The organism is Glycomyces mayteni, from assembly GCF_042428885.1.
Classification (GTDB): Bacteria; Actinomycetota; Actinomycetes; order Mycobacteriales; family Micromonosporaceae; genus Glycomyces; species Glycomyces mayteni.
Window position 1 is genome coordinate 208,832 of the sequence record NZ_JBHMBP010000003.1, and the last position, 24,405, is coordinate 233,236.

19 protein-coding genes are annotated in these 24,405 nt (G+C 72.4%); 9 read left to right on the forward strand and 10 right to left on the reverse strand.

The genetic code is table 11. The features are described 5' to 3' along the window. Nucleotides 1-105: 105 nt before the first annotated feature. Nucleotides 106-435 (reverse strand): hypothetical protein, encoded by a 330-nt coding sequence (locus ACFFXY_RS13525; protein WP_382351154.1) that lies wholly within the window; start codon nt 433-435, stop codon nt 106-108. A 168-nt stretch (nt 436-603) separates the two neighbouring features. On the opposite strand from ACFFXY_RS13525, the gene ACFFXY_RS13530 reads away from it, so the two are divergent. After that, nucleotides 604-1,686 (forward strand): NAD-dependent epimerase/dehydratase family protein, encoded by a 1,083-nt coding sequence (locus ACFFXY_RS13530; RefSeq protein ID WP_382351157.1) that lies wholly within the window; start codon nt 604-606, stop codon nt 1,684-1,686. Between the two features lie 75 nt (nt 1,687-1,761). On the opposite strand, the gene ACFFXY_RS13535 is transcribed toward ACFFXY_RS13530, so the two are convergent. The 5 genes from ACFFXY_RS13535 to ACFFXY_RS13555 form a co-directional block, all read right to left on the reverse strand. Then, complete coding sequence (locus ACFFXY_RS13535; RefSeq protein ID WP_382351160.1) at nt 1,762-2,511, reverse strand: hypothetical protein; 750 nt, start codon at nt 2,509-2,511, stop codon at nt 1,762-1,764. A 78-nt stretch (nt 2,512-2,589) separates the two neighbouring features. Next, complete coding sequence (locus ACFFXY_RS13540; protein ID WP_382351163.1) at nt 2,590-3,738, reverse strand: uroporphyrinogen-III synthase; 1,149 nt, start codon at nt 3,736-3,738, stop codon at nt 2,590-2,592. After that, nucleotides 3,738-4,079 (reverse strand): nitrite reductase small subunit NirD, encoded by a 342-nt coding sequence (gene nirD, locus ACFFXY_RS13545; protein ID WP_382351166.1) that lies wholly within the window; start codon nt 4,077-4,079, stop codon nt 3,738-3,740. The genes ACFFXY_RS13540 and nirD overlap by 1 nt, the downstream gene beginning before the upstream one ends. A gap of 5 nt (nt 4,080-4,084) precedes the next feature. Then, nucleotides 4,085-6,568 (reverse strand): nitrite reductase large subunit NirB, encoded by a 2,484-nt coding sequence (gene nirB / locus ACFFXY_RS13550; RefSeq protein ID WP_382351169.1) that lies wholly within the window; start codon nt 6,566-6,568, stop codon nt 4,085-4,087. Further along, nucleotides 6,565-7,986 (reverse strand): FAD-dependent oxidoreductase, encoded by a 1,422-nt coding sequence (locus ACFFXY_RS13555; protein ID WP_382351172.1) that lies wholly within the window; start codon nt 7,984-7,986, stop codon nt 6,565-6,567. Before ACFFXY_RS13555 ends, nirB begins: the two co-directional genes overlap by 4 nt. A gap of 294 nt (nt 7,987-8,280) precedes the next feature. On the opposite strand from ACFFXY_RS13555, the gene ACFFXY_RS13560 reads away from it, so the two are divergent. The 5 genes from ACFFXY_RS13560 to ispH all read left to right on the forward strand — a co-directional run bounded on the left by ACFFXY_RS13560 (nt 8,281) and on the right by ispH (nt 15,562). Then, a complete protein-coding gene (locus tag ACFFXY_RS13560; protein WP_382351175.1) occupies nt 8,281-10,983 on the forward strand; it encodes a terpene synthase family protein in 2,703 nt (900 codons plus the stop codon). Nucleotides 10,984-11,230: 247 nt separating this feature from the next. Next, nucleotides 11,231-12,025, forward strand: coding sequence for a bestrophin-like domain (locus ACFFXY_RS13565; RefSeq protein ID WP_382351178.1), 795 nt, complete (start codon nt 11,231-11,233; stop codon nt 12,023-12,025). Nucleotides 12,026-12,121: 96 nt separating this feature from the next. Next, the gene (locus ACFFXY_RS13570) at nt 12,122-13,543 is read left to right on the forward strand and encodes a family 2B encapsulin nanocompartment shell protein (protein ID WP_382351181.1); all 1,422 of its coding nucleotides are present in this window, start codon (nt 12,122-12,124) and stop codon (nt 13,541-13,543) included. A gap of 73 nt (nt 13,544-13,616) precedes the next feature. Beyond that, nucleotides 13,617-14,630 (forward strand): polyprenyl synthetase family protein, encoded by a 1,014-nt coding sequence (locus ACFFXY_RS13575; protein ID WP_382351184.1) that lies wholly within the window; start codon nt 13,617-13,619, stop codon nt 14,628-14,630. Further along, nucleotides 14,627-15,562: a 4-hydroxy-3-methylbut-2-enyl diphosphate reductase gene (ispH, locus tag ACFFXY_RS13580; protein WP_382351186.1), complete on the forward strand. Its 936-nt coding sequence runs from the start codon at nt 14,627-14,629 to the stop codon at nt 15,560-15,562. The genes ACFFXY_RS13575 and ispH overlap by 4 nt, the downstream gene beginning before the upstream one ends. 71 nt (nt 15,563-15,633) lie before the next feature. Here the strand turns inward: ispH and ACFFXY_RS13585 are convergent, their stop codons facing one another. From ACFFXY_RS13585 to ACFFXY_RS13595, 3 genes are all read right to left on the reverse strand, one after another. Continuing rightward, entirely contained in the window at nt 15,634-16,740 is a 1,107-nt protein-coding gene (locus ACFFXY_RS13585) for an alpha/beta hydrolase family protein (RefSeq protein ID WP_382351189.1), read from the reverse strand. A gap of 160 nt (nt 16,741-16,900) precedes the next feature. Next, nucleotides 16,901-18,949 carry a molybdopterin oxidoreductase family protein gene (locus ACFFXY_RS13590; protein WP_382351192.1) on the reverse strand — a complete coding sequence of 683 codons (2,049 nt, stop codon included), beginning with the start codon at nt 18,947-18,949 and terminating at the stop codon, nt 16,901-16,903. A gap of 178 nt (nt 18,950-19,127) precedes the next feature. Then, entirely contained in the window at nt 19,128-20,537 is a 1,410-nt protein-coding gene (locus ACFFXY_RS13595; protein ID WP_382351194.1) for an MFS transporter, read from the reverse strand. A 145-nt stretch (nt 20,538-20,682) separates the two neighbouring features. Between ACFFXY_RS13595 and ACFFXY_RS13600 the strand changes: the two genes are divergently transcribed. Then, nucleotides 20,683-21,600 carry an ABC transporter ATP-binding protein gene (locus ACFFXY_RS13600; protein WP_382351196.1) on the forward strand — a complete coding sequence of 306 codons (918 nt, stop codon included), beginning with the start codon at nt 20,683-20,685 and terminating at the stop codon, nt 21,598-21,600. Further along, the gene (locus tag ACFFXY_RS13605; RefSeq protein WP_382351199.1) at nt 21,597-22,703 is read left to right on the forward strand and encodes an ABC transporter permease; all 1,107 of its coding nucleotides are present in this window, start codon (nt 21,597-21,599) and stop codon (nt 22,701-22,703) included. Before ACFFXY_RS13600 ends, ACFFXY_RS13605 begins: the two co-directional genes overlap by 4 nt. Here ACFFXY_RS13605 and rsmI read toward each other — a convergent pair. After that, nucleotides 22,684-23,541: a 16S rRNA (cytidine(1402)-2'-O)-methyltransferase gene (gene rsmI / locus ACFFXY_RS13610; protein ID WP_382351202.1), complete on the reverse strand. Its 858-nt coding sequence runs from the start codon at nt 23,539-23,541 to the stop codon at nt 22,684-22,686. The two genes, ACFFXY_RS13605 and rsmI, sit on opposite strands and share 20 nt — an antisense overlap. Before the next feature lie 301 nt (nt 23,542-23,842). Between rsmI and ACFFXY_RS13615 the strand changes: the two genes are divergently transcribed. Beyond that, nucleotides 23,843-24,400: a restriction endonuclease gene (locus tag ACFFXY_RS13615; protein WP_382351204.1), complete on the forward strand. Its 558-nt coding sequence runs from the start codon at nt 23,843-23,845 to the stop codon at nt 24,398-24,400. The last annotated feature ends 5 nt before the right edge of the window (nt 24,401-24,405 follow it).

Sequence of the window (24,405 nt, forward strand, 5' to 3'; positions counted from 1 at the left end):
CAGTCGCCCCCGCTTGCAAGCGTGCCCGAGGGGACCGACAGCGGCGGGCGGTCCGAGGACGCGGCACGGCCCAAGAGCGGCAGGCGGTCCGAGGGCACGGGCCGGTCAGCCTTCGCCTCCGACGTCGAAGTCGAGGTCGAAGGGGAAGTCGGCGTCGGTGAAGTCGTCGGGCCCGGGCGCGTCAGGCGTGTCCGGGGAGTCGGCGGCGGCGGTTTCGAAGGTGCCGTCGCCTTCGGCCTCGTAGAAGTACTCGTCGGGGCCGTCGGCGGCGAAGAGGTCCTCGGCGCCCGTGTCCGTGCCGGGCGCGGACTCCAGGTCTGCGAAGAAGTCGTCGCCGAAGCCGCCGGCGGCGGCGCCGGCGTCCGCGCCGCCCGCCGTGCCGAAATCCGCGCCGAAATCCGCGTCGTCGGCCGCGGCGTCCCAATCGTCGGTCATGGCGCCCTCCCCGGGTCTCTTCCCAGCATATTGAGCCCGCGCGCGCCCCGCCGCAAGACCGCCGCGATGCCATCCTGAAACCCCGGCCGCCCCGCCCGCTGCTGTGAGCGGATGCGCCGTGGGCGAACGCCCTTGCCCGCCGGCCGGTCGGCCGCCATGCTCAAGGGCATGAGCACGCAACCGAAGCGGGTCCTCGTCCTCGGCGGGACCGTCTACCTCTCGCACAAGATCGCCGCGCTCGCACTCGAACGCGGCCACCGGGTCACCGTCGCCTCCCGCGGCGCCAGCGGGGAACCCCCCGAGGGTGCCGAGTTCGTCGCGATCGACCGCAGCGTCGAAGGCGGCGTGGACGCCCTGCGCGGCAGGGAGTTCGACGCGGTCTTCGACGTGGCGCGCATCCCCGCGCACGTCGGGCCGGTCCTCGACGCCCTCGCCGACGGCGCCGGGCACTGGTCGTTCATCTCCTCGATCTCGGCCTACGCCGAGCACGCCACGGTCACGGACGAGCTGTACGAGCCCGCCCCCGACGACTCCACCGACCCGTCCGTGGAGGTCTACGGCGCCAGCAAGGTCGCCATCGAGAACATGGTGCGCGACCGCCTCGGCGACCGCGCGCTCGTCACCCGCCCCGGCCTCATCGTCGGCGCCGGGGACCCGGTCGACCGGCTCGGCTACTGGCCGCTGCGCTTCAGCGAGGGCGGCGAGATCCTCGCCCCCGGGCCGCGGGAGCGCCCGGTCCAGTGGATCGACGTCGAGGACTACGCGACCTGGCTCCTGGACGCCGCCGACGCGGGGCTCACCGGCACGTTCGACGCCATCGGCGACCACATCGGCATGGAGGCGTTCTTCGACGGCATCGCCGACGCCCTCATCGAGCAGGGCGTCCTCAAGGAGCGCCCCGACCTCACGTGGGTCTCGCAGGAGTTCATCCTCGAACAGGAGGTGACCGCCTGGGCCGGACACGAATCGCTCGGCTTCTGGGCGCCCTCGCCCGACTACGACGGGCACGGCAGCCGCCCCTCCGCCCCGGCCGTCGCGGCCGGGCTGCGGCTCTCGACGCTCGCCACCACCATCGAGCGGTGGTGGAACACCAACTCGGCCGCGCCCACCCTGCGCGCGGGCCTGAGCCGCAGGCGCGAAGGCGAACTGCTCGCGGCCTGGCACGGGACGGAGGCCGACGCCGAGGCCCTGGAGCGGTACGACCGGGAGCGGTCGTTCAAGGTCCCGCCCCCCACCGCGCCCCCCGGTTAACCCTGCGGGGCAACGGAACGCGGAACGGCCCCGCCCGGAGGCGGGGCCGTTCCCGATGTGTCTGTCGTTGCGCCGCTAGACGGTCGGCGGCCCGGGCGGCTGCTGGCCGTACGGGGGCTGGCCGGGCTGACCGGGCTGGCCGGGCTGGCCGGGCTGGCCGGGCTGGCCGGGCTGGCCGGGCTGCTGGCCGTAGGGCGGCTGGCCCTGGTACGGGCCCGCGCCCAGGTCCTCCTTGCGGAAGAACTCGTTCGAGGCCGGGATCGCGAGGAGGATGACCACGAGGAGCGAGCCGACGATGAACATGAGGATCGTGATCCAGTCGAGGGCGTTCACCCACGCCGGCGTCGCGTTCTCCACCGCCGTCGTCATCTCGTCCTGGTACTCGGTGCCGTTGACGTTGTAGGTGGTCTCGCCGACCTTGCCGATGAGCCCGAACAGGCCGCAGCACAGCAGCGCGATGCCCGAGAGCACCCACGACAGGATGCGACCGGCCCGGTTGCCCTTGCCGTTGAGGATGCCCAGGATCACGTAGAACACCGCGAACAGCAGGTAGACGCCCGCGACGGCCGCGAACGTGACCGTCATGATCGTGGAGACGTCGTCGGCGGTAATGCCCGCGTCGGAGAGGGAGGGGTCGTTGAGGACCTCGTCGCTGACGACGTCCTTGACCGCCGACATGACCGAGAACATCGCGATCCCGGTGACGACGAGGAGCGCCGCCGTCAGGTACTGGATCCACACCACGGCCGTGACCGACCCCGGCCTGGTCTTCGGTCCCTGCGGCAGCGGCTGCTGCGGGTACTGGGGCGCTGGCGGGTACGCCATGGCGTCCTCCGATTCAGATTGCAGGCGGTAACTCGGGCTCCCTCATCGTACAAAGGGATGCCCTTCCCCGCACACCCCTCACACTTCGAGGTTCAGGCGGTACCCGCGCTTGATCACCGTCTCCACACAGGACCGCAGGCGCACGGCGTCGCGCAGCCGCGTCACCGCCATCTCGACCGCGTGGCCGTCGGCGCCCCGCGGCAGGTGCCCCAGCAGCTCCGCTCTGGACAGGACCTTCCCGTTGGCGGAGGCCAGCGCCCGGATGACCGCCATCGGGGCGGGCGGGAGCTGGAACGGCTGGTCGTCGAGGAGGACCATGTGGCCGCGCAGCTCGATGCGGTGGCCGGTGGCGAGCTGGAGCCGCCGGGAGCGCTTGGGGAGCGCGGAGGCGACGGTGCGCACGAGCGAGCCGAGGCGGGCGCGCTGCGGCTGGACCATGTCGACCCCCAAGCGGGACAGGGGGGAGGCGGTGACGGGGCCGACCGCGACGGGGAGGACGCCGTTGTCCTCGGCGGGGGCGCGGAACGCCTCCAGCATGTCGGCGGCCTGGTCGCCCGCGATGCGCAGGAGCGCGTTCGCGGCGGGCGCGGAGGTGAAGGTGACGGCGTCGATGCGGCGGGCGCAGATGGCGTCGACGAGGCGCTGGACGGGGGTGATGTCGGTGGGGAGGGTCCAGCGGTAGACGGGGACGGGGACGGCGGCGCCGCCTCCGGCGCGGACGGTGCGGATGAAGTCCTCGGCGGGGTCGCCGTGGAGCTGGATCGCGACCCGCTGGCCCGAGACGCCGCGTTCGCGGAGGTACTCCACGACCTCGTCGCCGGTCTCGGAGGGCGCGGTCCACTCCTCGGTGAGCCCGGCGGCGCGGACGGCGCCGAGGGCTTTGGGGCCGCGGCAGAGGATGCGGGCGCGGGCGAGGACGTCGAGCAGGTCCTCGCCCATGCCCCATCCTTCGGCGGCCTCCAGCCAGCCGCGGAAGCCGATGCCGGTGGTGGCGACGACGAGGTCGGGGGCCTCGCGGATGAGTTCGACGGTGGCCGCGCGGAGGGCCTCGTCGTCGGGGAGCGGGACGATCCGCAGCGTCGGGGCGACGATCGTGCGGGCGCCGCGGCGCTCCAGCAGGGTCGCGAGCTCGTCGGCGCGGCGCTGCGCGGTGACGGCCACGGTGTAGCCGGTCAGGGGCGCGAGCGTCGTCTCGGCCTCGCGGACGGGGGCTCCGGCGGCGGCCATCAGGCGGCGACTTCCGCTTCGGTGCGGGCGCCCACGCGGATCTCGCCGTCGCGAACTTCCACGGCGTAGACCTCCAGGGCGACGGCGGGGTCGTCGAGGCAGGCGCCGGTGGTGAGGGAGAACGCCTGCTTGAGGAGGGGGCTGACGACGACGGGTTCGCCGCCGCGGTCGCCCACGAGCCCGCGGGAGAGGACGTTGGCGCCGGTGAACGGGTCGCGGTTGGCGACGGCGTGGAGGCTGTCGTCGAGGAGGCGGAACAGGGCGACCTGGGCGCCGTCGGCGAGGAGTGCGGCGACGCCGCGCCCGGGGACGAGCCGGTCGAATGCGCAGATGGGTTCCACGTGGATCACTTCCCTTGGGACGAGCGGATGGCGGGCGTGCCGAGCAGGACGGGCCGGGAGCGCTCGGTGCTCCCGGCGGGGAACTTCTGGCCGCGGACCTCTTCGAACTCGATGGTGGGGTCGGGGGTCTCGGGGGCGTTGACGAAGGAGACGAACCGCTGGAGCTTCTCGGGGTCGTCGATGACGCCCTTCCACTCGTCGGCGTAGTGCTCGACGTGCTTGGCCATCATGGCGTCGAGGTCGGCGCAGATGCCGAGCCGGTCGTCGACGATGACGCCGCGGAGGTAGCCGAGGCCGCCGTCGAGGGCCTCGACCCATTTGGAGGTGCGCTGGAGCCGGTCGGCGGTGGAGATGTAGAACATGAGGAACCGGTCGATGGTGCGGACCAGGGTCTCGGTGTCCACGTCGGACAGGAGGAGGTCGGCGTGGCGGGGCGTGAAGCCGCCGTTGCCGCCGACGTAGAGGTTCCAGCCGTGCTCGGTGGCGATGACGCCGAAGTCCTTGCTGCGGGCCTCGGCGCATTCGCGGGCGCAGCCGGAGACGGCGGATTTGAGCTTGTGGGGGCTGCGCAGGCCCCGGTAGCGCAGTTCGAGGTCGATGGCCATCTTGACGGAGTCCTGGACGCCGTAGCGGCACCAGTCGGTGCCGACGCAGGACTTGACGGTGCGCAGGGCCTTGCCGTAGGCGTGGCCGGACTCGAAGCCGGCGTCCACGAGCTTGCGCCAGATCTTGGGGAGGTCTTCGACGCGGGCGCCGAACATGTCGATGCGCTGGCCGCCGGTGATCTTGGTGTAGAGGTCGAACTCCTTGGCGACCTCGCCGATGACGATGAGCTTGTCGGGGGTGATCTCGCCGCCGGGGATGCGCGGGACGACGGAGTAGGTGCCGTTGCGCTGCATGTTGGCGAGGAAGTGGTCGTTGGTGTCCTGGAGGGCGGCCTGCTCGCCGTCGAGGATGTGGCCGTTGGACAGTGAGGCGAGGATGGAGGCAACGGCGGGTTTGCACAGGTCGCAGCCGGAGCCGGCGCCGTGGCGGGCGATGAGCTCGGAGAAGGTGGTGATGCCGGTGACCTTGACGATGTCGAACAGTTCGGCGCGCGACTGCGCGAAGTGCTCGCACACGGCCTTGGAGACCTCGACGCCGCCTTCGGCGAGGAGCTGCTTGAGCATGGGGACGCATGAGCCGCAGGAGGTCCCGGCCTTGGTGCAGGACTTGAGGTCGGCGACGTCGTGGCAGCCTTCGCGGATGGCGCCCATGATCTCGCCCTTGGTGACGGCGTTGCAGGAGCAGACCTGCGCGCCGTCGGGGAGGGAGCCTTGGACCTCGCCGCCGCCGAGGAGGTCGGCGAGGGTGCCGGGGACCTTCCCGCCGACGCTGGCGCGCAGCAGCGGGTAGGGCTCGGCGTCGCCGACGAGCATGCCTCCCAGGAGCGTCTGGGCGTCGTCGGAGAGGACGAGTTTCGCGTAGGTGCCGTTCGCGGGGTCGAGGTAGGTGGTGGCGAGGGGCCCGTCGAAGGCCCCGAACTGGGCGACGTCGACGCCGAGGAGCTTGAGCTTGGTGGACATGTCGGCGCCGGGGAACGTGGCCTCGCCGCCCGCGAGGCGGTCGGCGACGGTCTCGGCCATCGCGTACCCGGGGGCGACGAGCCCGTAGCAGACGCCTTCCATGGCGGCCACTTCGCCGATCGCGTACACGTCGGGGTCGGAGGTGGCGCAGGAGGCGTCGGTGACGATGCCGCCGCGCTCGCCGACCTCGATGCCGCAGTCGCGGGCGAGCTGGTCGCGGGGGCGCACGCCCGCGGCGAAGACGATGAGGTCGGTGTCGTAGGCGACGCCCTCGCGGTTGGTGTCCATGCGCAGGCGCCCCGCGAACGAAGAGATCCTCGTGCCGCCGGTGCCGCAGTCGACGCCGATGCCGAGCCGCTCGATGTGCTGCTTGAGGACGCCGCCGCCGGCCTCGTCGAGCTGGCGGGCCATGAGCCAGGGCGCGAACTCCACGATCTGCACGTCGAGGCCGAGGAGCTTGAGGGCGTTGGCCGCTTCGAGGCCGAGGAGCCCGCCGCCGATGACGGTGCCGTGGCGGCGGCCCTCGGCGTGGGCCTTGATCCCTTCGAGGTCCTCGATGGTGCGGTACACGAACACGCCGGGCAGGTCGGCGCCCTCGACGGGCGGGACGAACGCGTACGAGCCGGTCGCGAACACGAGCTTGTCGTACGGGTACTCGCCTGCGGCGGAGCGGACCACCTTGGACTCGCGGTCCACTTCGGTCGCGGCCTCGCCGAGGCGGACCTCCACGCCGTCGAGGTCCGAGGCGAGCGAGAGCTCCTCGGCGCTGACGCCGTCGAAGAACGCCGAGAGGCGGACCCGGTCGTAGGCGGGGCGGGGCTCCTCGCACAGGACCGTGACGTCCCATGACGGGTCGCGCTGGGCGACCGCCTCCAGGAACCGGCGGCCGACCATGCCGTCGCCGATGACAACGAGTTTGCTCATGCTGACACCTCATCGAGTTGTTCCGCGGCCCGTCCGAGGCCAGCGACGGTGCCGGCCAGCCACTTGCAGAGTCCGGCGACGTCCTCGGCGCAGGTACCGCAGCCGGTGGACGCCTGGGTCGCGTCGGACAGGGCCTGGGGCGTGCGCGCGCCGCCTGCGAACGCGGCGCGCAGCTCGCCCTTGGTGACGTTGTTGCAGCGGCAGACCACGACCTCGTCGGGCATGGACGCCGGGGTTTCGGGGGCCACCGACACGGATTCGCCGGGGCGGCCCATGAGGAGGGTGCGGCGGTCGTGCGGCACCGGGTCGCCGGTGTCGAACAACTGGACCACCTGGCCCACCATCGGGTTGTCGCCGAGCATGACCGCGCCCGCGAGGCGGCCCTCGGCGTCGATCACCAGGCGCGCGTACGTGCCGCGGCGCGGGTCGGCGAAGGAGACGACCTCGTCGCCGTCCACCTCGCCCATCGCGGCCAGGTCGATCCCGGCGGCCTTGAGGCGGGTGACGAGGCGCGAGCCCTCGTAGGCGGCGTCGGGGTTGACGCCGGAGAGGAGGTCGGTGACGACGTCGGCCTGCTCCCACGCGGGCCCGACGAGCCCGTACGTGCCGCCGCGGTGCTCGGCGCAGTCGCCGACCGCGAACACGTCGGGGTGGGAGGTGCGGCACCGGTCGTCGATGACGACGCCGCGGCCGGTCTCCAGGCCCATCGCCCGCGCCAGGTCCACATTGGGCTTGATGCCGCAGGAGACGACCATGAGCTGGCCGGTGACGGTGCGCCCGTCGGCGAGCACGAGCGTGAGCCCGTCGTCGCCGTGGACGATCCGCACGGTGCGCGCGTCGGTCACCGAGGCGACCCCGAGCTCGGCGTACGCGTCCGCGAGGACCCGCGCGCCGAGGGAGTCGAGCTGGCGGTCCATGAGGTGGCCGCCGGAGTGGACGACGGTGACGTCCATGCCGCGCCCGGCCAGGCCCCGCGCGGCCTCCAGGCCGAGGAGCCCGCCTCCGAGGACGACGGCGCTGGCGCGGTTCGCGGCCTCGTCGAGGATGGACCGGGCGTCCTCGACGGTGCGCAGGACGTAGGCCCCGGTGGGGAGGGGGTCGAGACCGGGGACCGGAGGGACGAACGCCTCGGCGCCCGTGGCGAGCACGAGCTTGTCGAAGGGGGTCCCGTCGACGGTCTTCGCGTCGAGGTCCACGGATTCGACGGCCTCCCCGAGGCGCAGCTCGACGTGGTCGGGCGGCACGGGCAGGGCGATCTCGGCCTCGGTCTGCTTGCCCGCGATCATGCTGGAGAGCAGGATGCGGTTGTACGCGGCCGACGGCTCGGCGCCGAAGACGGTGACGTCGACGCCGCGGCGGCCGAGCTCGCGGGCGATGCGGGCCCCGGCCATGCCGTAGCCGACGATGGCGACCTTCACGCGCTGGACCTCCAGGTGCTGGGCTGACTGCGGACTCGGCCCGGGGGCGTGCACCCCCTGGGGCCGGGCCGTCGGAGCGACGGCGCTGTCAGCCCCCGACTGGCGTCCAGGTTCGCCCGGGGCTGTTTCGCGATCGGGCGGTCAATGTTTCGCGCGTGCTAAGTAGTGCGCACGCTTCGGCGCCTCGGTCTGGACGGTTCGTGCACGTCACCCGACAGGGTGTAGCGACGGCCTCACCGTTGCACCTACAGTGAAATCTGCCTTGCAGGACAGGTTTCACCCAAAGGGACACGTATGACAGAAAACCACCCGTTCGTGTTGCCGACGTTCTACCTCCCGTACCCCGCCCGGCTGAATCCGCACGTCGAGGGCGCCCGCGCCCACGCGCGGACCTGGGCCAAGGAGATGGGGATGCTCGACGCCCCCGCCGAAGGGGGCGGGGTGATCTGGGACGAGGCCGAGCTCGACCGCCACGACTACGGGCTGCTGTGCGCGTACACGCACCCCGACTGCGGCGCGCCCGCGCTCGACCTGGTCACCGACTGGTACGTGTGGGTGTTCTTCTTCGACGACCACTTCCTCGACGCGTTCAAGCGCACCCGCGACAAGGCCGGGGCGAAGGCGTACCTCGACCGCATCCCCCTGTTCATGCCCCTCGACCTGGGCCCGAGCCCGGAGCCGGAGAACCCGGTCGAGCTGGGGCTGCGGGACCTGTGGGACCGGACCGCGCCCTCGATGTCCATGGGCTGGCGCGAGCGCTTCCTCGTGTCCACGGTGAACCTCCTGTTCGAGTCGCTGTGGGAGCTCGACAACATCACCTCCGAGCGCGTGGCGAACCCGATCGAGTACATCGAGATGCGCCGCAAGGTCGGCGGCGCCCCGTGGTCGGCGGGGATCGTCGAGTACGCCGTGGGCGCGGAGGTCCCCGACCAGGTCGCGGACTCCCGGCCCCTGAAGGTCCTGCGCGACACCTTCTCCGACGCCGTCCACCTGCGCAACGACCTGTTCTCGTACGAACGGGAGGTCACCAGCGAGGGCGAGAACGCGAACGCGGTCCTCGTCTTCGAGCGGTTCCTGGGCCTGGACACGCAGCCCGCCGCCGAGCTCGTCAACGACGTGCTCACCTCGCGGCTCCACCAGTTCGAGAACACCGCGCTCACCGAGATCCCCGTCCTGTGCGCCTCCGAAGGGGTCACGCCGCCCGAGCAGGTCGCGATCGCCTTGTACGCCAAGGGACTCCAGGACTGGCAGGCCGGGGGCCACGAGTGGCACATGCGCTCCAGCAGGTATATGAACGACGCCGCCGACCGAGTCCTCAGCGGCCCCAACGGGATCGGCACGTCCCAGGCGCGCATCGCCGCCTCCGCGCTCAAGCAGCACACGCGGTCCCCGTTCAAACAGGTCGGGCCCACGGCGCTGCCCGCGTTCCACCAGCCGTTCGCGCTGCGGCTCAACCCGAACCTCGACGCGTCCCGCGAGCACGCCGTGGCGTGGGCCGCGGACATGGGGTTCCTCGCACCCGACCCGGCCCTGCCGGGCTCGGGGCTGTGGAACCGGCGCCAGTTCCTCGGCTTCGACTTCGCCCTGTGCTCGGCCGGGATCGACCCCGAGGGCACCGCGGAGGAGCTCGACGCCTCAGCCGACTGGCTCGCGTGGGGCACCTACGGCGACGACTACTACCCGGCCGCGTTCGGGCGCGGCCGCGACCTCAGCGCCGCCATCGCGCAGCACCGTCGGCTCCTGGCGTTCATGCCGGTGGACCTCGGCGCGGCCCCCGTCCCCGGCAACCCGCTGGAGCAAGGTCTCGACGACCTGTGGCGGCGCACCGCGCCCGCGTTCGACGAGCGCGGCCGCGGCGAGTTCCGCGCGGCCGTGGAGAAGATGCTCGAAGGCTGGCTGTGGGAGCTGCACTCCGAGGGGCAGAACCGCGTGCCCGACCCGGTCGACTACGTGGAGATGCGCCGCGACTCGTTCGGCTCGGACCTGACGATGTCCCTCGCGCGCCTGCGGGCCGGGCGCGAGGTGCCCGACGAGGTGTGGCGCTCGCGCCCCCTCCAGTGGATGGAGGCGTGCGCGATGGACGCGGTGTGCCTGCTCAACGACGTGTGCTCGTACCACAAGGAGGTCGAGTACGAGGGCCAGCTCGCCAACGGCGTCGTCGTCGTCGAGGAGTACCTCGGGGTCGGCCGCGACGAGGCCGTGCGCGTCGCCGCGGCGCTCGCCGACGCCCGCATCGAGCAGTTCCAGATGGTCGAGGCGAACGACCTGCCCGGCCTGGCCGCCGAGCACGGGCTCGACGCCGCCGCGCAGGCCGCGCTCGCGTCCTACGTGGAGGACCTGAAGAACTGGATCGCCGCGATCCACAAGTGGCACCTGGACGGCACCGACCGGTACGACGAGGCGGCCCTGCGCCGCCTCGGCGACGCCGCACCCGGCGCGACCTCGGCCCACGGGGTCGGCCGGTTCCTGGAGGCGGGCAGGCCCGAGGAGGCCCCGGTCCCGGCGCGGAGCCGGGTCCCGGGGCCGCCCTCGTGGCGCGACTACCTGCCCGCGCGGCCCGAGAACGCGGCCCCGGCGCCCATCGCGGCGACGAACGCGAGCATCGCGGCCGCCATGCGCTTCTTAAGGACCTCGGAGCCGTCGTCCTCCTCCGCGGGGACCGGGGCCGCCGCCTCCTCGACCGCGAGAGCGCCGGGCAGCGGACCGGGGTCCGGCGGCGGCGCCGGGGCCTCGGACTCGGGCGCGGCGCTCGCCGGGGGCTCCTCACTGGACGGCGCCGGCTGCGCCGGGGCCTCGGACTCGGAAGGGGACGGCGATGGACCGGGGGACGCGGACGGCGGCGGCTCGGACGGCGCTGCCGACGGCGTCGGGCTCGACGGCGGCTCGGCGGGGGTGGACGGCTCGGGTTCCTCCGTCTCGCAGTGCGGGTGCGGGGGATGCGGCGGGTGCGGGGGATGCGGTCCGGCGAAGGTCGGATACGGCGGGTACTCGGGGTAGGTCCAGCACGGGAACCCCGGGTACGTCGGATAGCCCGGGTACGTCGGGTGGTCCGGATGCCCGGCCTCGTCCGCTTCCGAAGGCGTCCAACCGTAGTCGAGGGCCAGCGCGACCCCGGAGAAGCCCATGAGCGCGACGGCCGCGATGACCAAGGCCACTAGGCGACGCACGTATCCCACCGCAATCTTCTGCGTTGTTCATCACTGTTCATGCCTTTTATTTTGCTTTACGAAGTTTGGTGAGGTCAATGCCCATCTGGCTCCAGGGACTCCTGTTCACCCTCATGGTGGTCGCCGCCGCTTGCGTGGTCATCGCGCTGCTCCAGCGGTTCGCGCCGCCGACCAACCGCGCCCACAACAACGAGCTCGGGACGACGATCTTCGAGCTGCTCACCGTGCTCTACGCGATCGTCCTCGCGTTCGTCCTCATCACCGCTTGGGAGAACAAGGAGGAGGCGGGGCAGGTGACGTACCGGGAGGCGAACGAGCTGGTCGACGTGTACTGGTCGGCGGCGGCGCTGGAGCCGGGGCAGCGGGACCTGGTGCGGGAGGCGGTGCGGGCCTACACCGACGAGGTGATCGAGGAGGAGTGGCCGGCGATGCGCGACCAGGAGCCGGTGTCGGCGGACGGGCTGATGCTGCTCGACGCGATGCGGGCGCCGGTGGCGGGTGCGCAGACCGACGACGACGTGGTGCAGGCGCGGCTGACGGACGCGGAGGACGGGGTCCTGGCGATCACCGAGTTCCGCACGGACCGGCTGCTCCAGGCGGAGCGGGGGCTGAGCGCGGCGATGTGGACGGTGCTGGTGCCGGGCGCGATCCTGGTGTTCGCGGTGATGCTGACGCTGGGGACGCCGACGCGGAAGTACCAGTACGTGCTGGTGGGGCTGATCTCGGGGATGGTGGCGCTCATGCTGTTCGCGACGTACCAGCTGGAGTACCCGTTCAGCCGCAGTGGGGCCAGTGATCCGGTGGCGTACCAGACTGCCGTGGAGCGCTTCGACTACATCGATGCGAACTATGCTCCTGATCAACTCTTTTGAGTGATTTATTGGGTTTTACCACCCAGTAGCCAATAAAATGCTATTCGAGCCTTAACCGCCTCGAAGCGAGACCTCGAACCGGAAGGACGTGTTCGCATGACCGACGCCGTCGTCAGCAACCCGGCAGTCCCCCAGCAGACCTCCAACGGACAGCACCCCCAGACCAGCCTCAGCACCGCCGCCGCCCGCAACCTCGCCACCACCACCAAGTCCGTGCCCCAGATGCAGGAGATCACCTCCCGGTGGCTCCTGCGGCTGCTCCCGTGGGTGCAGACCCAGGGCGGGGCCTACCGCGTCAACCGGCGCCTGACGCACGTCGTCGGCGACGGCCGCGTCGAGTTCACGACCGAGGGCGACGCCGTCCGGGTGATCCCCACCGAGCTCGGCGAGATCGCGCAGCTGCGCGGCATCGCCGACGAGGAGGTCCTCGCGGCGCTCGCCGACCGGTTCGAGCAGCGCGAGATCCGCTCGGGCGAGCACCTCGCGCAGCAGGGCGCGCCGGTCGACGGCCTGCACCTGATCGCGCACGGGCGCGTCGAGCAGTTCGGCGAGGGCAAGTTCGGCGACCGGTTCTCCCTCGGGGTCCTGGTCGACGGCGACCACTTCGGCGAGGAGCTGCTCACCGAGTCCGGGCCGGTGTGGGGCCACGACGTCATCGCGGCCACGCCGGTGACGGTGCTGACGCTGCCGACCGCGGCGGTCGCGGAGCTGGTGGAGCGCATCCCGTCGCTGGCGGCGCACCTGGAGCAGTACCGGGCGGGGCGCTCGGCGAAGCAGAACAAGCACGGCGAGTCGGCGATCGACATCGCCGCGGGCCACACCGGGGAGCCGGACCTGCCGACGACGTTCGTGGACTACGAGCTGGCGCCGCGCGAGTACGAGCTGTCGGTGGCGCAGACGGTCCTGCGCGTCCACACCCGCGTCGCCGACCTGTACAACCAGCCGATGAACCAGATGGAGCAGCAGCTGCGGCTCACCGTCCAGGCCCTGCGCGAGCAGCAGGAGGACCAGATGGTGAACAACCGCGAGTTCGGGCTCCTGCACAACGCGGCGCTGAGCCAGCGCATCCCGACCCGCTCGGGCCCGCCGACCCCCGACGACCTGGACGAGCTGATCTCGCGCCGCCGGGACACGCGGGTGATCCTGGCGCACCCGAAGGCCATCGCGGCGATCGGGCGCGAGTGCAGCAAGCGGGGCCTGTACCCGACGCCGACGGAGTACGACGGGCACCACATGCCGGCGTGGCGGGGCGTCCCGATCCTGCCGTGCAACAAGATCCCGATCACCGCGGCGGGCACGACCTCGATCATGGCGATGCGCCTGGGCGAGGCCGAGCAGGGCGTGGTGGGCCTGCACCAGACGGGCCTGCCGGACGAGTACGAGCCGGGGCTCTCGGTGCGGTTCATGGGCATCGACGAGAAGGCGGTCATGTCGTACCTGGTGAGCGCCTACTTCTCGGCGGCGGTGCTGGTGCCCGACGCGCTCGGCATCCTCGAACACGTCGAGATCGGACGCTAGTGAGCCCCGGGCGGCCGCGGAGCGCACCGCCGCGGCCGCCCGGGCCCGTACCCCGAGATTGGGAGGCCCCCGCATGACCGTCCTGACCGACCAGTACACCGCCGAGCGCGAGGCCGTCGACGCGGGCCTGCGGGCCGCCGCGGCCAGGCTCCCCGCCCCGGCCGCGCGCATCGCGGCCTACCACTTCGGATGGACCGACGAGGCCGGGAACCCGGTCGAGGCGAACTCCGGGAAGGCCCTGCGGCCGCTCCTGACGCTCCTGGCGGCGAAGACCGTCTCGGGCGACTGGCGGGCCGCCGTCCCGGCCGCCGTCGCGGTCGAGATGGTCCACAACTTCTCCCTCATCCACGACGACATCATCGACCGCGACGGCCTGCGGCGGCACCGCCCGACCGCGTGGAAGGTCTTCGGGGTCAACGACGCGATCCTGGTCGGCGACGCCCTGCACGCGCTCGCGTTCGAGGTGATCGCGGAGGCGGGCGGCGACCGGGCCCCGGCGGGCGCGGGGCTGCTCGCGCAGACCGTGCGGGCGCTCATCGAGGGGCAGCTCGCCGACACGCGGTTCGAGGACCGCGAGCACGTGGAGCTGGCCGAGTGCGTGGCGATGAGCGAGGCGAAGACGGCCTCGCTCATGGGCTGCGCGACGGCCCTGGGGGCCCTGTTCGGCGGCGGCACGCCGGAGCAGGTGGAGGCGCTGCGGGACTTCGGGTTCCGGCTCGGGCTGGCGTTCCAGCACGTGGACGACCTGCTGGGGATCTGGGGCGACCCGGCGGTCACCGGCAAGGCCGTCTACTCGGACCTGCGCAACCGCAAGAAGTCCCTGCCGGTGACGGCCGCGCTCGGGTCGGGGCACGCCGACGCGCCCGAGCTGGCGGCCCTGTATCGGGCCGGGGTCCCCCTGGACGAGGACGGGCTGCGGCGCGCGGCGGCGCTCGTCGAGTCGTGCGGGGGCCGCCTCGCAAGCCAGCGCGCGGCCGAGACGCTGACGGCGGCGGCGGCCGAGGGGCTGGCGGACCGGCGGCTGCACGGCGGGGCGGTCGCGGAGCTGACGAGCCTGGCCGCGAGCACCGTCGGCAGGGCGTGGTGACCACGCGCAAGGTCCTGCTGCCGTCGCCGCGGTCGTTCTGCGCGGGCGTGGAGCGGGCGATCGAGATCGTGGAGCGGCTGCTGGAGCGGCACGGCCCGCCGGTGTACGTGCGCAACCAGATCGTCCACAACGCGCAGGTCGTGGCGGGCCTGGAGGCCCGCGGGGCCGTGTTCGTGTCCGAGCTGGACGAGGTGCCCGCGGATGCGCTGGTGGTGTTCTCGGCGCACGGGGTGGCCCCGGCGGTGGAGGCCGAGGCGCGGCGGCGGGGCCTGGACGCGGTGGACGCGACGTGCCCGCTGGTCGCGAAGGTCCACGCGGAGGCGAAGCGGGCCGCGGACGCGGGCGACACGGTGGTGCTCATCGGGCACGAGGGCCACGAGGAGGTGGTCGGCACGATGGGGGTCGCGCCGGACCGGACGGTCCTGGTGGAGAGCGCCGCGGAGGTGGCGGCGCTGCGCGTCGCCGACGAGCGGCGGGTCACGTACCTGAGCCAGACGACCCTCGCGGTGACCGAGGTCGAGTCGATCGCGGCCGCGCTGCGGGACCGGTTCCCGCACATCAGGGGCCAGGGGGCCGAGGACATCTGCTACGCGACGAGCAACCGGCAGGCGGCGGTCGCGGCGGTCGTCGGGGAGGCGGACCTGGTGCTCGTGGTCGGGTCGGCGAACTCGTCGAACTCGAACCGGCTCGTGGAGCTGGCGCAGGCCGCCGGGGTGGCCGCGCACCTGGTGGAGACGGCCGCGGCGGTCGATCCGGCGTGGCTCGACGGGGCGGCGACGGTGGCGGTGACCGCGGGGGCCTCGGCGCCGCCGCGGCTCGTGGACGAGGTGGTGGCGATGATCGCGGCCCTCGGCCCGGTCGAGGTCGCCGAGCGTCAGGTCGCCGAGGAGACGCAGGAGTTCCTCCTCCCCCAGCGGCTCCGGGGGGCGTGAGGTCGGCCCGGCCGCGCGCGGTGAGCGGCCGGGCCTCCTGGTTTCCCTTGCGGGTCTTGCAGGTCGGGGCCCTACCTGTGGTGGAACTCGACCTCGGGGAACTCGGCGCTGGGACCGTCGAGGACCGGTTCGTCCTCGCAGCGCAGGTGCGCGTCGAGGAAGGCCGTGATGTAGGTCCGCGCGATGTCGCTGGAGCGGAAGCCGTCGGTGGCGTCCTCGTTGAGGCCGGCCTGCTCGGCGAGCGGGGCGAGGTCGGTCATGGCGCTGTGTCCGGTGCCGTCCACGGTGATCCACCGCTTCCAGTCGCGGAGCTTCCTCCAGGCCCGGTCCCAGGTGTCGTCCGCGCCGGGCTGCCCGTGGACCTCGGCGCCGACCATGAGGAACGGCTCGCGGACGGGCTTGGGGTCGAGCGCGAAGAAGGTGCCGTCGAGGTTGAACCCGGCGTCGAAGCGCTCGAAGTCGGCGAGGGCGCGGTGCGCGGAGGCGCCGCCGATCGAGTGGCCGCCGACGGCGATCCGGTCGAAGTCGATGCGGTCGGCGCCGTCCCAGGCGCCCGCTTCGAGCTCGGCGACGACGAAGTCGAGGTCCGCGGCCCGGTTGGGCACGAGGGTGTCCCCGTCGATGTCGTCCTCGCAGGTGATGCACTCGGTGGTGCGGTCGGGGAAGGAGATCGGGGCCTCGTAGTTGTGGCCGACCGCGGCCACGGCGTACCCCTGGCTGGCGAGCTCCTCAGCGAGGCCGGTGAGGGTGGCGCGCGGGAAGGAGAACCCGGGCGACAGGACCACCAGCGGCAGGGAGCCGTCGGCGGCGATCGGCTCGGCGCCGTCCACGGAGTTGGTCTCGACGCCGGCGAGGAGGTCGCCGGGGACGCCGAGCTGGGTGCCGAACAGCGCCGACTCCTCGGCGGTCATGTAGGGGGCGGTGGGGCCGTCGTCGTCGGTCGGGTACCAGAGGGTGACCATGAGCTCGCGGCGCTCGGCCGGGACCCAGACGTCGGCGCGGTCCTCGTCGACGAGGTGGATCGCGGTGGTGCCGGTGGCGTAGTCGCCGGTCGGCTCGGGGATCGCGAGCGGCGCTTGCGGTGCGGGCCCCTGGGCGGCCGCCGGGACGGCCCCGAGGCCGAGCGCGGCCGCGGCGGCGGCCGCGACGAGGACGGTGCGTCTCGTGCTGCGTTGCAAGATGCGTCCAATCGGGAGTGGGTGGCGCGGGCCCGGTCGGGCCCGCACCGTCAACTCTGGCCGCTGGAACGCCCGCCGCCCTGGGCAATTCGTCCGGAGTCCCTCCGTCTTTCGACGGATATTCGGGGCCGCGGACCCCTGACGTTCGTCAGGGGCGGGTTCAGCGCGGGCCGGGCGCGGGGGCGATCTTGACGGCGCAGACCTTGAACTCGGGCATGCGGGAGATCGGGTCGAGCACGTCGGAGACGGCGGCGTTCGCGTTGGCGGCGCCGGGGAAGTGGAACGGGCTGAACACGGTGTCGGGCCGGATGTCGGCGCTGAGCCGGGCCGGGGCGGTGTAGGAGCCGCGCCGGGAGGTGACGCGGACCAGGTCGCCGTCGCCGATGCCGTGGCGCACGGCGGTGTCGGGGTGGATCTGGAGGAACTGTTCGCCGTCGAGGGAGCCGATGCGGCGGGTCTGGGCCCCGGACTGGTACTGCGTGAGGATGCGGCCCGTCGTCAGGTACAGCGGGTACACCGAGTCGCGGCGCTCGGCGGGGTGGCGGTGGTCCACTGCCGTGAACCGGGCCCGGCCGTCCGGGGTGAAGAACCTGAGGTCGGTGAACATGCGCGGCGTGCCGTCGTGGTCCGGGGCCGGGACGGGCCACTGGAACGACTGGGTCTCCATGCGCCCGTAGGTGATCCCCGAGTAGTCGGCCTTGCCGCCCGCGGAGGCGCGGCCGAGTTCGGCGAAGACCGCCTCCGGGTCGGTCGAGTAGGCGCCGGGCGCGTCGAGGCGCGCGGCGAGCTCGCTCATGATCCACAGGTCGGAGCGGACCTCCCCGGGGGCGGGCCGCAGCGACCGGCGGCGGATGACGCGGCCTTCGAGGTTCGTCATGGTGCCGTCCTCCTCTGCCCACTGCGTCACCGGCAGCACGACCTCGGCGAGGCGCGCGGTCTCGGACATGACGAAGTCGAGCGACACGAGGCAGTCGAGGTCCTTGAGCCGGTCGGCGACCCGCGCGGCCCGCGGCGCTGACACGACCGGGTTGGAGCCGAGCACGAACAGCATCCGCACCTCCTCGCCGCACTTGCGCAGCAGCTCCACGGCCGAGACCCCGGGGCCGGGGATCGTCTCGGGATCGACGCCCCACACGCCCGCGACGTGCTCGCGCGCAGCGGGATCGGTGATCATCCGGTACCCGGGGAGCTGGTCGGCCTTCTGCCCGTGCTCGCGCCCGCCCTGCCCGTTCCCCTGCCCCGTGAGGCACCCGTACCCCGAGGACGGGCGTCCCGGCAGGCCCAGGGCCAGCGCCAGGTTGATCCACGCGGTGACCGTGTCGACGCCCTTGGCGTGCTGCTCGGAGCCGCGCGCGGTGAGGATCGCGGTCTTCCTGCCCGCCATGAGGCGCGCGGCGGCGTACAGGTCGGGGACGGAGACGCCGGTGATCCGCTCGACGAACGCGGGCCAGTACCCGGCGGCGGTCTGGCGGACCTCGTCGAACCCGGACGTGTGGTCGGCGATGTAGGCGCGGTCGAGGAAGCCCTGCTCGATCGCGATGTGCAGCAGGCCGTTCGCGAGCGCGAGGTCGGTGCCGGGGGCGGTCTGGAGGTGGAGCTGCGCGGCCTCGGCGGTGGCGGTGCGCCGCGGGTCCACGACGATGAGCTCGGCGTTCTGGAGGAACCGCATGAACGGCGGCATGGTCTCGGCGGGGTTCGCGCCGACGAGCACCACGACCTCGGCGTCCTTCAGGTCCTCGGCGGGGAAGGGCAGGCCGCGGTCGACGCCGAACGCGCGGTTGAGGGCCGCGGCGGCCGAGGACATGCAGAACCGGCCGTTGTAGTCGATGTGCTTGGTGCCCAATGCGAGCCGGGTCCACTTGCCGAGCTGGTAGACCTTCTCGTTGGTGAGCCCGCCGCCGCCGAAGACCCCGACGGCGTCCTTCCCGTGCGCGGCCTGCACGGCCTTGACGCGGGCCGCGACGTGGTCGAGGGCCTCGTCCCAGGACACGGGCCTCCCGCGAAGGAGCGGGGTCGTGATCCGGTCGGGGTGGTCGAGCAGCTCGGGGGAGGTCCACCCCTTCTTGCACATCCCGCCGCCGCGCGGCGCGGCCGTGACCGTGCCGTCCGCGTCCTCTTCGAGCCGCATGCCGCACTGGAGCGCGCAGTACGGGCAGTGCGTGTCGGCGCTGCGGAGGACGGGGAGGCGGGTGCGGGAAGAGTCCTGCATGGCGGAGCCATTCCGGTTCGGGGAAGCGAGCGAAGCGAGCGGCTGGGTGGGGCGACGGGTGCGGGACATTGGGCGAGTGTGCCCAGGGGGCGTTTCACGTTCACGTGAGCGGTGTTTCAGGAATGCTAAGTGGCCCGCAATCGCCGGGAGGCGGCGATTGCGGGCCGTGCGCGAAGGGTCAGACCTTGGCGTACGCGAGGCTCGGGGCCTTCGCGACGAGCACGGTGCGCTGGTAGCACCACCAGTTGAGGACCAGGAAGAACGCGTACGCGCCGACGAACGCCCACATCGCGGGGACCACCGACCCGGTCGTCTCGTTCGCGATCCGGAAGCCCTGGTTGATGAGGAACCCGCCGAACGCGCCGATCGCGGAGATCCACCCGAGCGCGGCCGCGGTGATCTTCTTGGCCTGCAGCACTTCCGCCTCGCTCGCCCGGCCGCCCGCCGCGGCGGCGGCCTCGGCCTGGAAGATCGCCGGGATCGACCGGTACGTGGAGCCGTTTGCGACCCCGGAGCAGACGAACAGGACCATGAACGAGGCGAAGAACAGCGCGAACGAGCCCGCGTTGATGCCCCAGATCGCGCCCATCGCGCCCACGGCCATGAGCGCGAACGCGCCGGAGGTGATCGGGGCGCCCGCGAGCCGGTCGGCGAACCAGCCGCCGACCGGGCGCGCCAGGGAGCCGACGAGCGGGCCGAGCGCGGCGATCCACAGGGCGTTGAACTCCGGGAACGCGAGCTTGATGACCAGCGGGAACGCGAACGAGTAGCCGATGAACGACCCGAACGTGCCGATGTACAGGACCGACATGATCCACGTGTGGCGCTTCGCCAGCGCCGGGACCTGCTCGCGCAGCGGCGTCCGCGACACCGCCAGGTTGTCCATCGCGCGCCAGGCCATGACCGCGGCGAACACGGACAGGACCAGCCACAGCAGCGGCACGTTGTGCAGGTAGAACGCCTGCCCGGTGTCGGTGGTCCCCTGCGAGGAGCCGAGGACGGCCGCGCCGATCACCAAGGGCCCGAAGAACTGCACGGCCGCGACGCCGATGTTCCCGCCCGCGGCGTTGACGCCGAGCGCGGAGCCGCGGTGGCGCTCCGGGTAGAAGTACGAGATGTTCGCCATCGACGACGCGAAGTTCCCGCCGCCGAACCCGGCCGTGACGCCCGCGACGACGAACAGCCAGTAGGGCGTGCCCGGCGTCATCACGCAGTACGCGAGGAGCCCGGTCGGGACCACCAGCAGCGCCGCCGAGACGATCGTCCAGTTCCGGCCGCCGAACAGGGCCACTGCCGCGGTGTAGGGGATGCGCAGGAACGCGCCGACGAGGTTCGGGACCGCGGTGAGCCAGAACAGCTGGCTGACGGTGAAGTCGTACCCCGAGGCCGCCAGGTACGGGGTGATGATGCTGAACATCGTCCACACCGAGAAGCCGAGGTGCTCGGCGAGCACGGACCACACCAGGTTGCGCCGGGCGGTCCTCCGGCCGGTCGACTGCCAGAAGCCCTCGTCGTCGGGGCGCCAGTTCGAGATCCAGCCTCTGCGGGGGGCGGCCGTGCCGGCCGGGGGCGTCAGTGTCGAAGTCATGGCGACAGCCTCTGCGGGCGGCGTTGCCTGGAGGTGCGGCGGCCGTGCCGGGCCCGTGAAGTTCACCTCACGGTCCTGTTACGGGCGGTGTGAACGCCGGGGCCGAGAACCCCGTCACATCGGCCGATGCCATAGGTTGGCCTCTATGGAAGCCGCCATCGAGGTCGCCGACCTCCGCAAGACCTACCGCGGCCGCCGGACCGGCGAGGTCCGCGCGGTCGACGGCGTCAGCTTCCGCGTCGAGCGCGGCGAGTTCTTCGGCATCCTCGGCCCCAACGGGGCCGGGAAGACCACCACCCTGGAGATCGTCGAGGGCCTGCGCCGGCCCGACTCCGGGGACGTGCGCCTCCTCGGCCGCTCGCCGTGGCCCCACTCCCCCGAGCTGACCCGCCGCCTCGGCGTGCAGCTCCAGGCGTCCGCGTTCTTCGAGTTCCTCACCGTCGCCGAGCAGATCGGGACGTTCGCGGAGCTGTACGGCGCGACGAAGGCGCGCGCCGCCGAGATGCTCGACCTGGTCGGCCTCTCCGAGCACGTGCACATGCGCTGCGAGAAGCTCTCCGGCGGCCAGCAGCAGCGCCTCTCGATCGCGTGCGCGCTCGTGGGCGACCCCGAGCTGGTGTTCCTCGACGAGCCGACCGCCGCGCTCGACCCGCAGGCCCGCCGCAACCTCTGGGACCTCATGCGCGCCATCAACGACGAGGGCCGCACCGTGGTGCTCACCACGCACTACATGGAGGAGGCCGAGGCGCTCTGCGACCGGGTCGCCATCATGGACGCCGGGCGCATCAAGGCCGTGGACTCCCCCGCCGAGTTCGTGCGGAAGCTCGACGCGCCCACCAGGGTCACCGTCGCCGCCGGGCAGCTCGACGACGCCCGCATCGCCGAGCTGGCGATCGACGGGACGGCCGCCGCCGCGGACGGCGCGGTCGTGTTCGAGACCCGCGACCCGCGCAAGCTCTTGACCGCGCTGGCCTCCGACGGGGCCCTGGAGGGCCTGGCGGTGCGCACGGCGAACCTCGAAGACGTGTTCCTGCACGTCACCGGACGGGAGTGGCGCGGATGAGCGCGGTGACCGAGGAGCGCACCGGGCGCGAGGCCCCGGCGGGCACGCGCGGCCGGGCGTTCTGGAGCCTGTTCAAGGCCCTGGGCCGCGGGTGGGTCCGCGACCGCAGCCAGATCTTCTTCACGATGCTCCTGCCGCTCATGTTCATGGTGCTGCTCGCGAGCGTCTTCGGCTCCGGCGACACCGCGGCCTCCCGGATCGTCGCCGTCGGCGACGTCGCGGTCCTGGAGGGCGCGGACGCCGACGAGTTCGCCGTGTCCGAGGCGCCCGACCTGGACGCGGCCCTGGAGATGCTCCGCGAGGGCGACGCGGACGCCGCGGTCGTCCAGGACGGCGCGACGGTGAGGATCTACCCGTCGGGGACGAACTCGACGTCCGGCGCGATCGCCGAAGGGCGGCTCTCGGCGCTCGTGGACGACGTGAACGTCGAGGTCCTCTCGGCCGCGGCGCCGGACGAGCCGGTGCTCGCCGCCGACGTCGAGGAGGCCGACGGCGGCGCGCTCCAGCCGATCCAGTACCTCGCCCCGGGCATCCTCGCGTGGGGCGTCGCCATCTCGGGCGTGTTCGGCGCGGCCGGCACGATCGTGGACTGGAAGCGCGACAAGCTCATGCGCCGCCTGCGCCTGACCCCCGCCTCGGTGGGCACGTTCCTGGGCGCGAAGGTCTCGGTGAACCTCGTGGTCGCGGTCGCGCAGACCGCGGTGTTCCTGGCCGTCGCGGCGCTCGGGTTCGGGCTGCACCTGTCGGCGTGGACGTGGTTCGCCGCGCCGCTGGTCCTGCTCGGCACGTTCGCGTTCCTGGCGATCGGCGTGGTCATCGGCGGCATCGCCCAGACCAGCCCGGCCGCGGCGGGCCTGTCGAACCTGGTGACGATGCCGATGGCGTTCGTCTCCGGCGCGTTCTACCCGCTCGCCCTCTCTCCGCAGTGGGTCCAGTGGCTCTCGTACGCCTCCCCGATGCGCTACCTCAACGAGGCCCTCCAGTCGGTCGTCGTCTACGGCGAGTCCCCGGCCGCGGTCCTCCCCCAGATCGGCTTCCTCGCGGCCTTCGCCGTCCTGGTCGCCCTCGTCTCCTGGAAGACCTTCAAATTCGACGAGCTGTGAGCACCGCGTCGTAGACGTCCCTGCGGGTGACGCCGAAGCGGACCGCGACCTCCTTCATGGCGGTCTTGCGGTCGGTTCCGGCGTCCTCCAGGGCGGCGACGGCGGCGGCCATGGCCTCGGGGGTGGCTTCGCTGGCGTCGGGGCCGGTCCAGCCGGAGAGGACGAGGGTGATCTCGCCGCGGGGCGGGTCGGCCTCGGCGCCTTCGGCGAGTTCGGCGAGGGTGCCGCGGCGGATCTCCTCGTGGGTCTTGGTGAGCTCGCGGCACAGGGCCACGGGGCGGTCGGGGCCGAAGGTTTCGGACATCGCCCGCAAGGTATCCGCTACACGGCGCGGCGACTCGAAGAACACCATCGTGCGCTTCTCCTCGGCGAGGTCGCCGAAGAGGCGGCGGCGCTCGCCGTCCTTGCGGGGCGCGAAGCCCTCGAAGCAGAACCGGTCGCACGGCATCCCCGAGAGGGCGAGGGCGGTCGTCACGGCGCTCGCGCCGGGCGCGCATGTGACGGGAACACCGGCGTCGATGGCGGCGCGGACGAGGCGGAAGCCGGGGTCGGAGACCGAGGGCATGCCGCCGTCGGTGATGACCGCGACCCGCTTGCCTTCGCGCAGCTGTTCGAGGAGGGTGTCGGTTCGCCCCGCCTCGTTCGCCTCGAAATACGAGGTGATCTGCGCCCCTGGGACCACATCCAGCTCACTGAGGAGCCGCCGCAGCCGCCGGGTATCCTCTGCGGCGATGACGTCGGCCCGGCCCAGCTCGGTCCGCAGACGTGATGAGGCGTCCTCTGGATTTCCCAGGGGCGCACCGAGAAGCACCAAAACGCCCGAATCAAGTGTCGACACCGGGACAGTATCCCCCACCAACGGCGGCGGGGGCCCGGGCCGGTGAACGCGCCGCGACGGGCCGCACATGCAGGATGCCGCGTCATGCTGTCGGGTACCGGACATTGCCCTTACGCGTGAGCGAACGGTAACGGATACTCGTAGTGACAACACAGGCGACATAACGCTAACCGCAAGCCCTCTGAACCCAATGGAGGCCGCCTTGTCCGTGATCCTCAGAGTAGGAGCGGGTCTCGCCGCTCTCATCATCGGCTACTACGTTCTGAGTTTCGTAGCGGACCATTGGGCATGGTTCGCTTCGGTGGCGATCCTGTTGGGGGGCACGGCGATAGCGGGATGGGTCCTGTTCCGCAGCCGCGGCCACGAGCACCGCGACCGCACGCTCACCGCCGAGCGCCACGAGCTCATGCGCAACGTCGACCGGATGAACATGCCCACGTTCGACGCCATGGTCGGCCAGCTCCTGGTGGGCCTGGACGCCAAGCGCGTCAAGAAGTTCGGCCACCGCAAGAACGACCTCGGCTGCAACTTCGTCGTCACCTTCAACAACGGCAAGCGCATCATCGTGCGCGCCAAGAAGGACGACAAGCAGCTGCGCCGCCGCAACGGCAACCGCCACGTGCAGATCCTCGGCGGGGAGATCAAGGCCCGCTGGGACTGCGACGCCGGCGTCATCATCACCAACGCGAACCTGCACTGGATGCACCACGCGGCCCGCAACGAAGCGGTCGCGCGCCAGCTGGGGGTCCTCATCGTGGACCGCGACCGCCTCGCGGAGTGGATCGACACCGGCCAGCCGCCGGCCGAGCTGCGCCCCGTGCGGGCCGCGATCCAGGCCGGGACCGGCGCGGCGCAATGACACGG

Coding starts and splice junctions, on each gene's coding strand:
- ACFFXY_RS13525 (WP_382351154.1), bottom strand. CDS start 435: ATGACCGACGATTGGGACGCCGCGGCCGACGACGCGGATTTCGGCGCG.
- ACFFXY_RS13530 (WP_382351157.1), top strand. CDS start 604: ATGAGCACGCAACCGAAGCGGGTCCTCGTCCTCGGCGGGACCGTCTAC.
- ACFFXY_RS13535 (WP_382351160.1), bottom strand. CDS start 2,511: ATGGCGTACCCGCCAGCGCCCCAGTACCCGCAGCAGCCGCTGCCGCAG.
- ACFFXY_RS13540 (WP_382351163.1), bottom strand. CDS start 3,738: ATGGCCGCCGCCGGAGCCCCCGTCCGCGAGGCCGAGACGACGCTCGCG.
- nirB (WP_382351169.1), bottom strand. CDS start 6,568: ATGAGCAAACTCGTTGTCATCGGCGACGGCATGGTCGGCCGCCGGTTC.
- ACFFXY_RS13560 (WP_382351175.1), top strand. CDS start 8,281: ATGACAGAAAACCACCCGTTCGTGTTGCCGACGTTCTACCTCCCGTAC.
- ACFFXY_RS13565 (WP_382351178.1), top strand. CDS start 11,231: ATGCCCATCTGGCTCCAGGGACTCCTGTTCACCCTCATGGTGGTCGCC.
- ACFFXY_RS13570 (WP_382351181.1), top strand. CDS start 12,122: ATGACCGACGCCGTCGTCAGCAACCCGGCAGTCCCCCAGCAGACCTCC.
- ACFFXY_RS13575 (WP_382351184.1), top strand. CDS start 13,617: ATGACCGTCCTGACCGACCAGTACACCGCCGAGCGCGAGGCCGTCGAC.
- ACFFXY_RS13590 (WP_382351192.1), bottom strand. CDS start 18,949: ATGCAGGACTCTTCCCGCACCCGCCTCCCCGTCCTCCGCAGCGCCGAC.
- ACFFXY_RS13595 (WP_382351194.1), bottom strand. CDS start 20,537: ATGACTTCGACACTGACGCCCCCGGCCGGCACGGCCGCCCCCCGCAGA.
- ACFFXY_RS13600 (WP_382351196.1), top strand. CDS start 20,683: ATGGAAGCCGCCATCGAGGTCGCCGACCTCCGCAAGACCTACCGCGGC.
- ACFFXY_RS13605 (WP_382351199.1), top strand. CDS start 21,597: ATGAGCGCGGTGACCGAGGAGCGCACCGGGCGCGAGGCCCCGGCGGGC.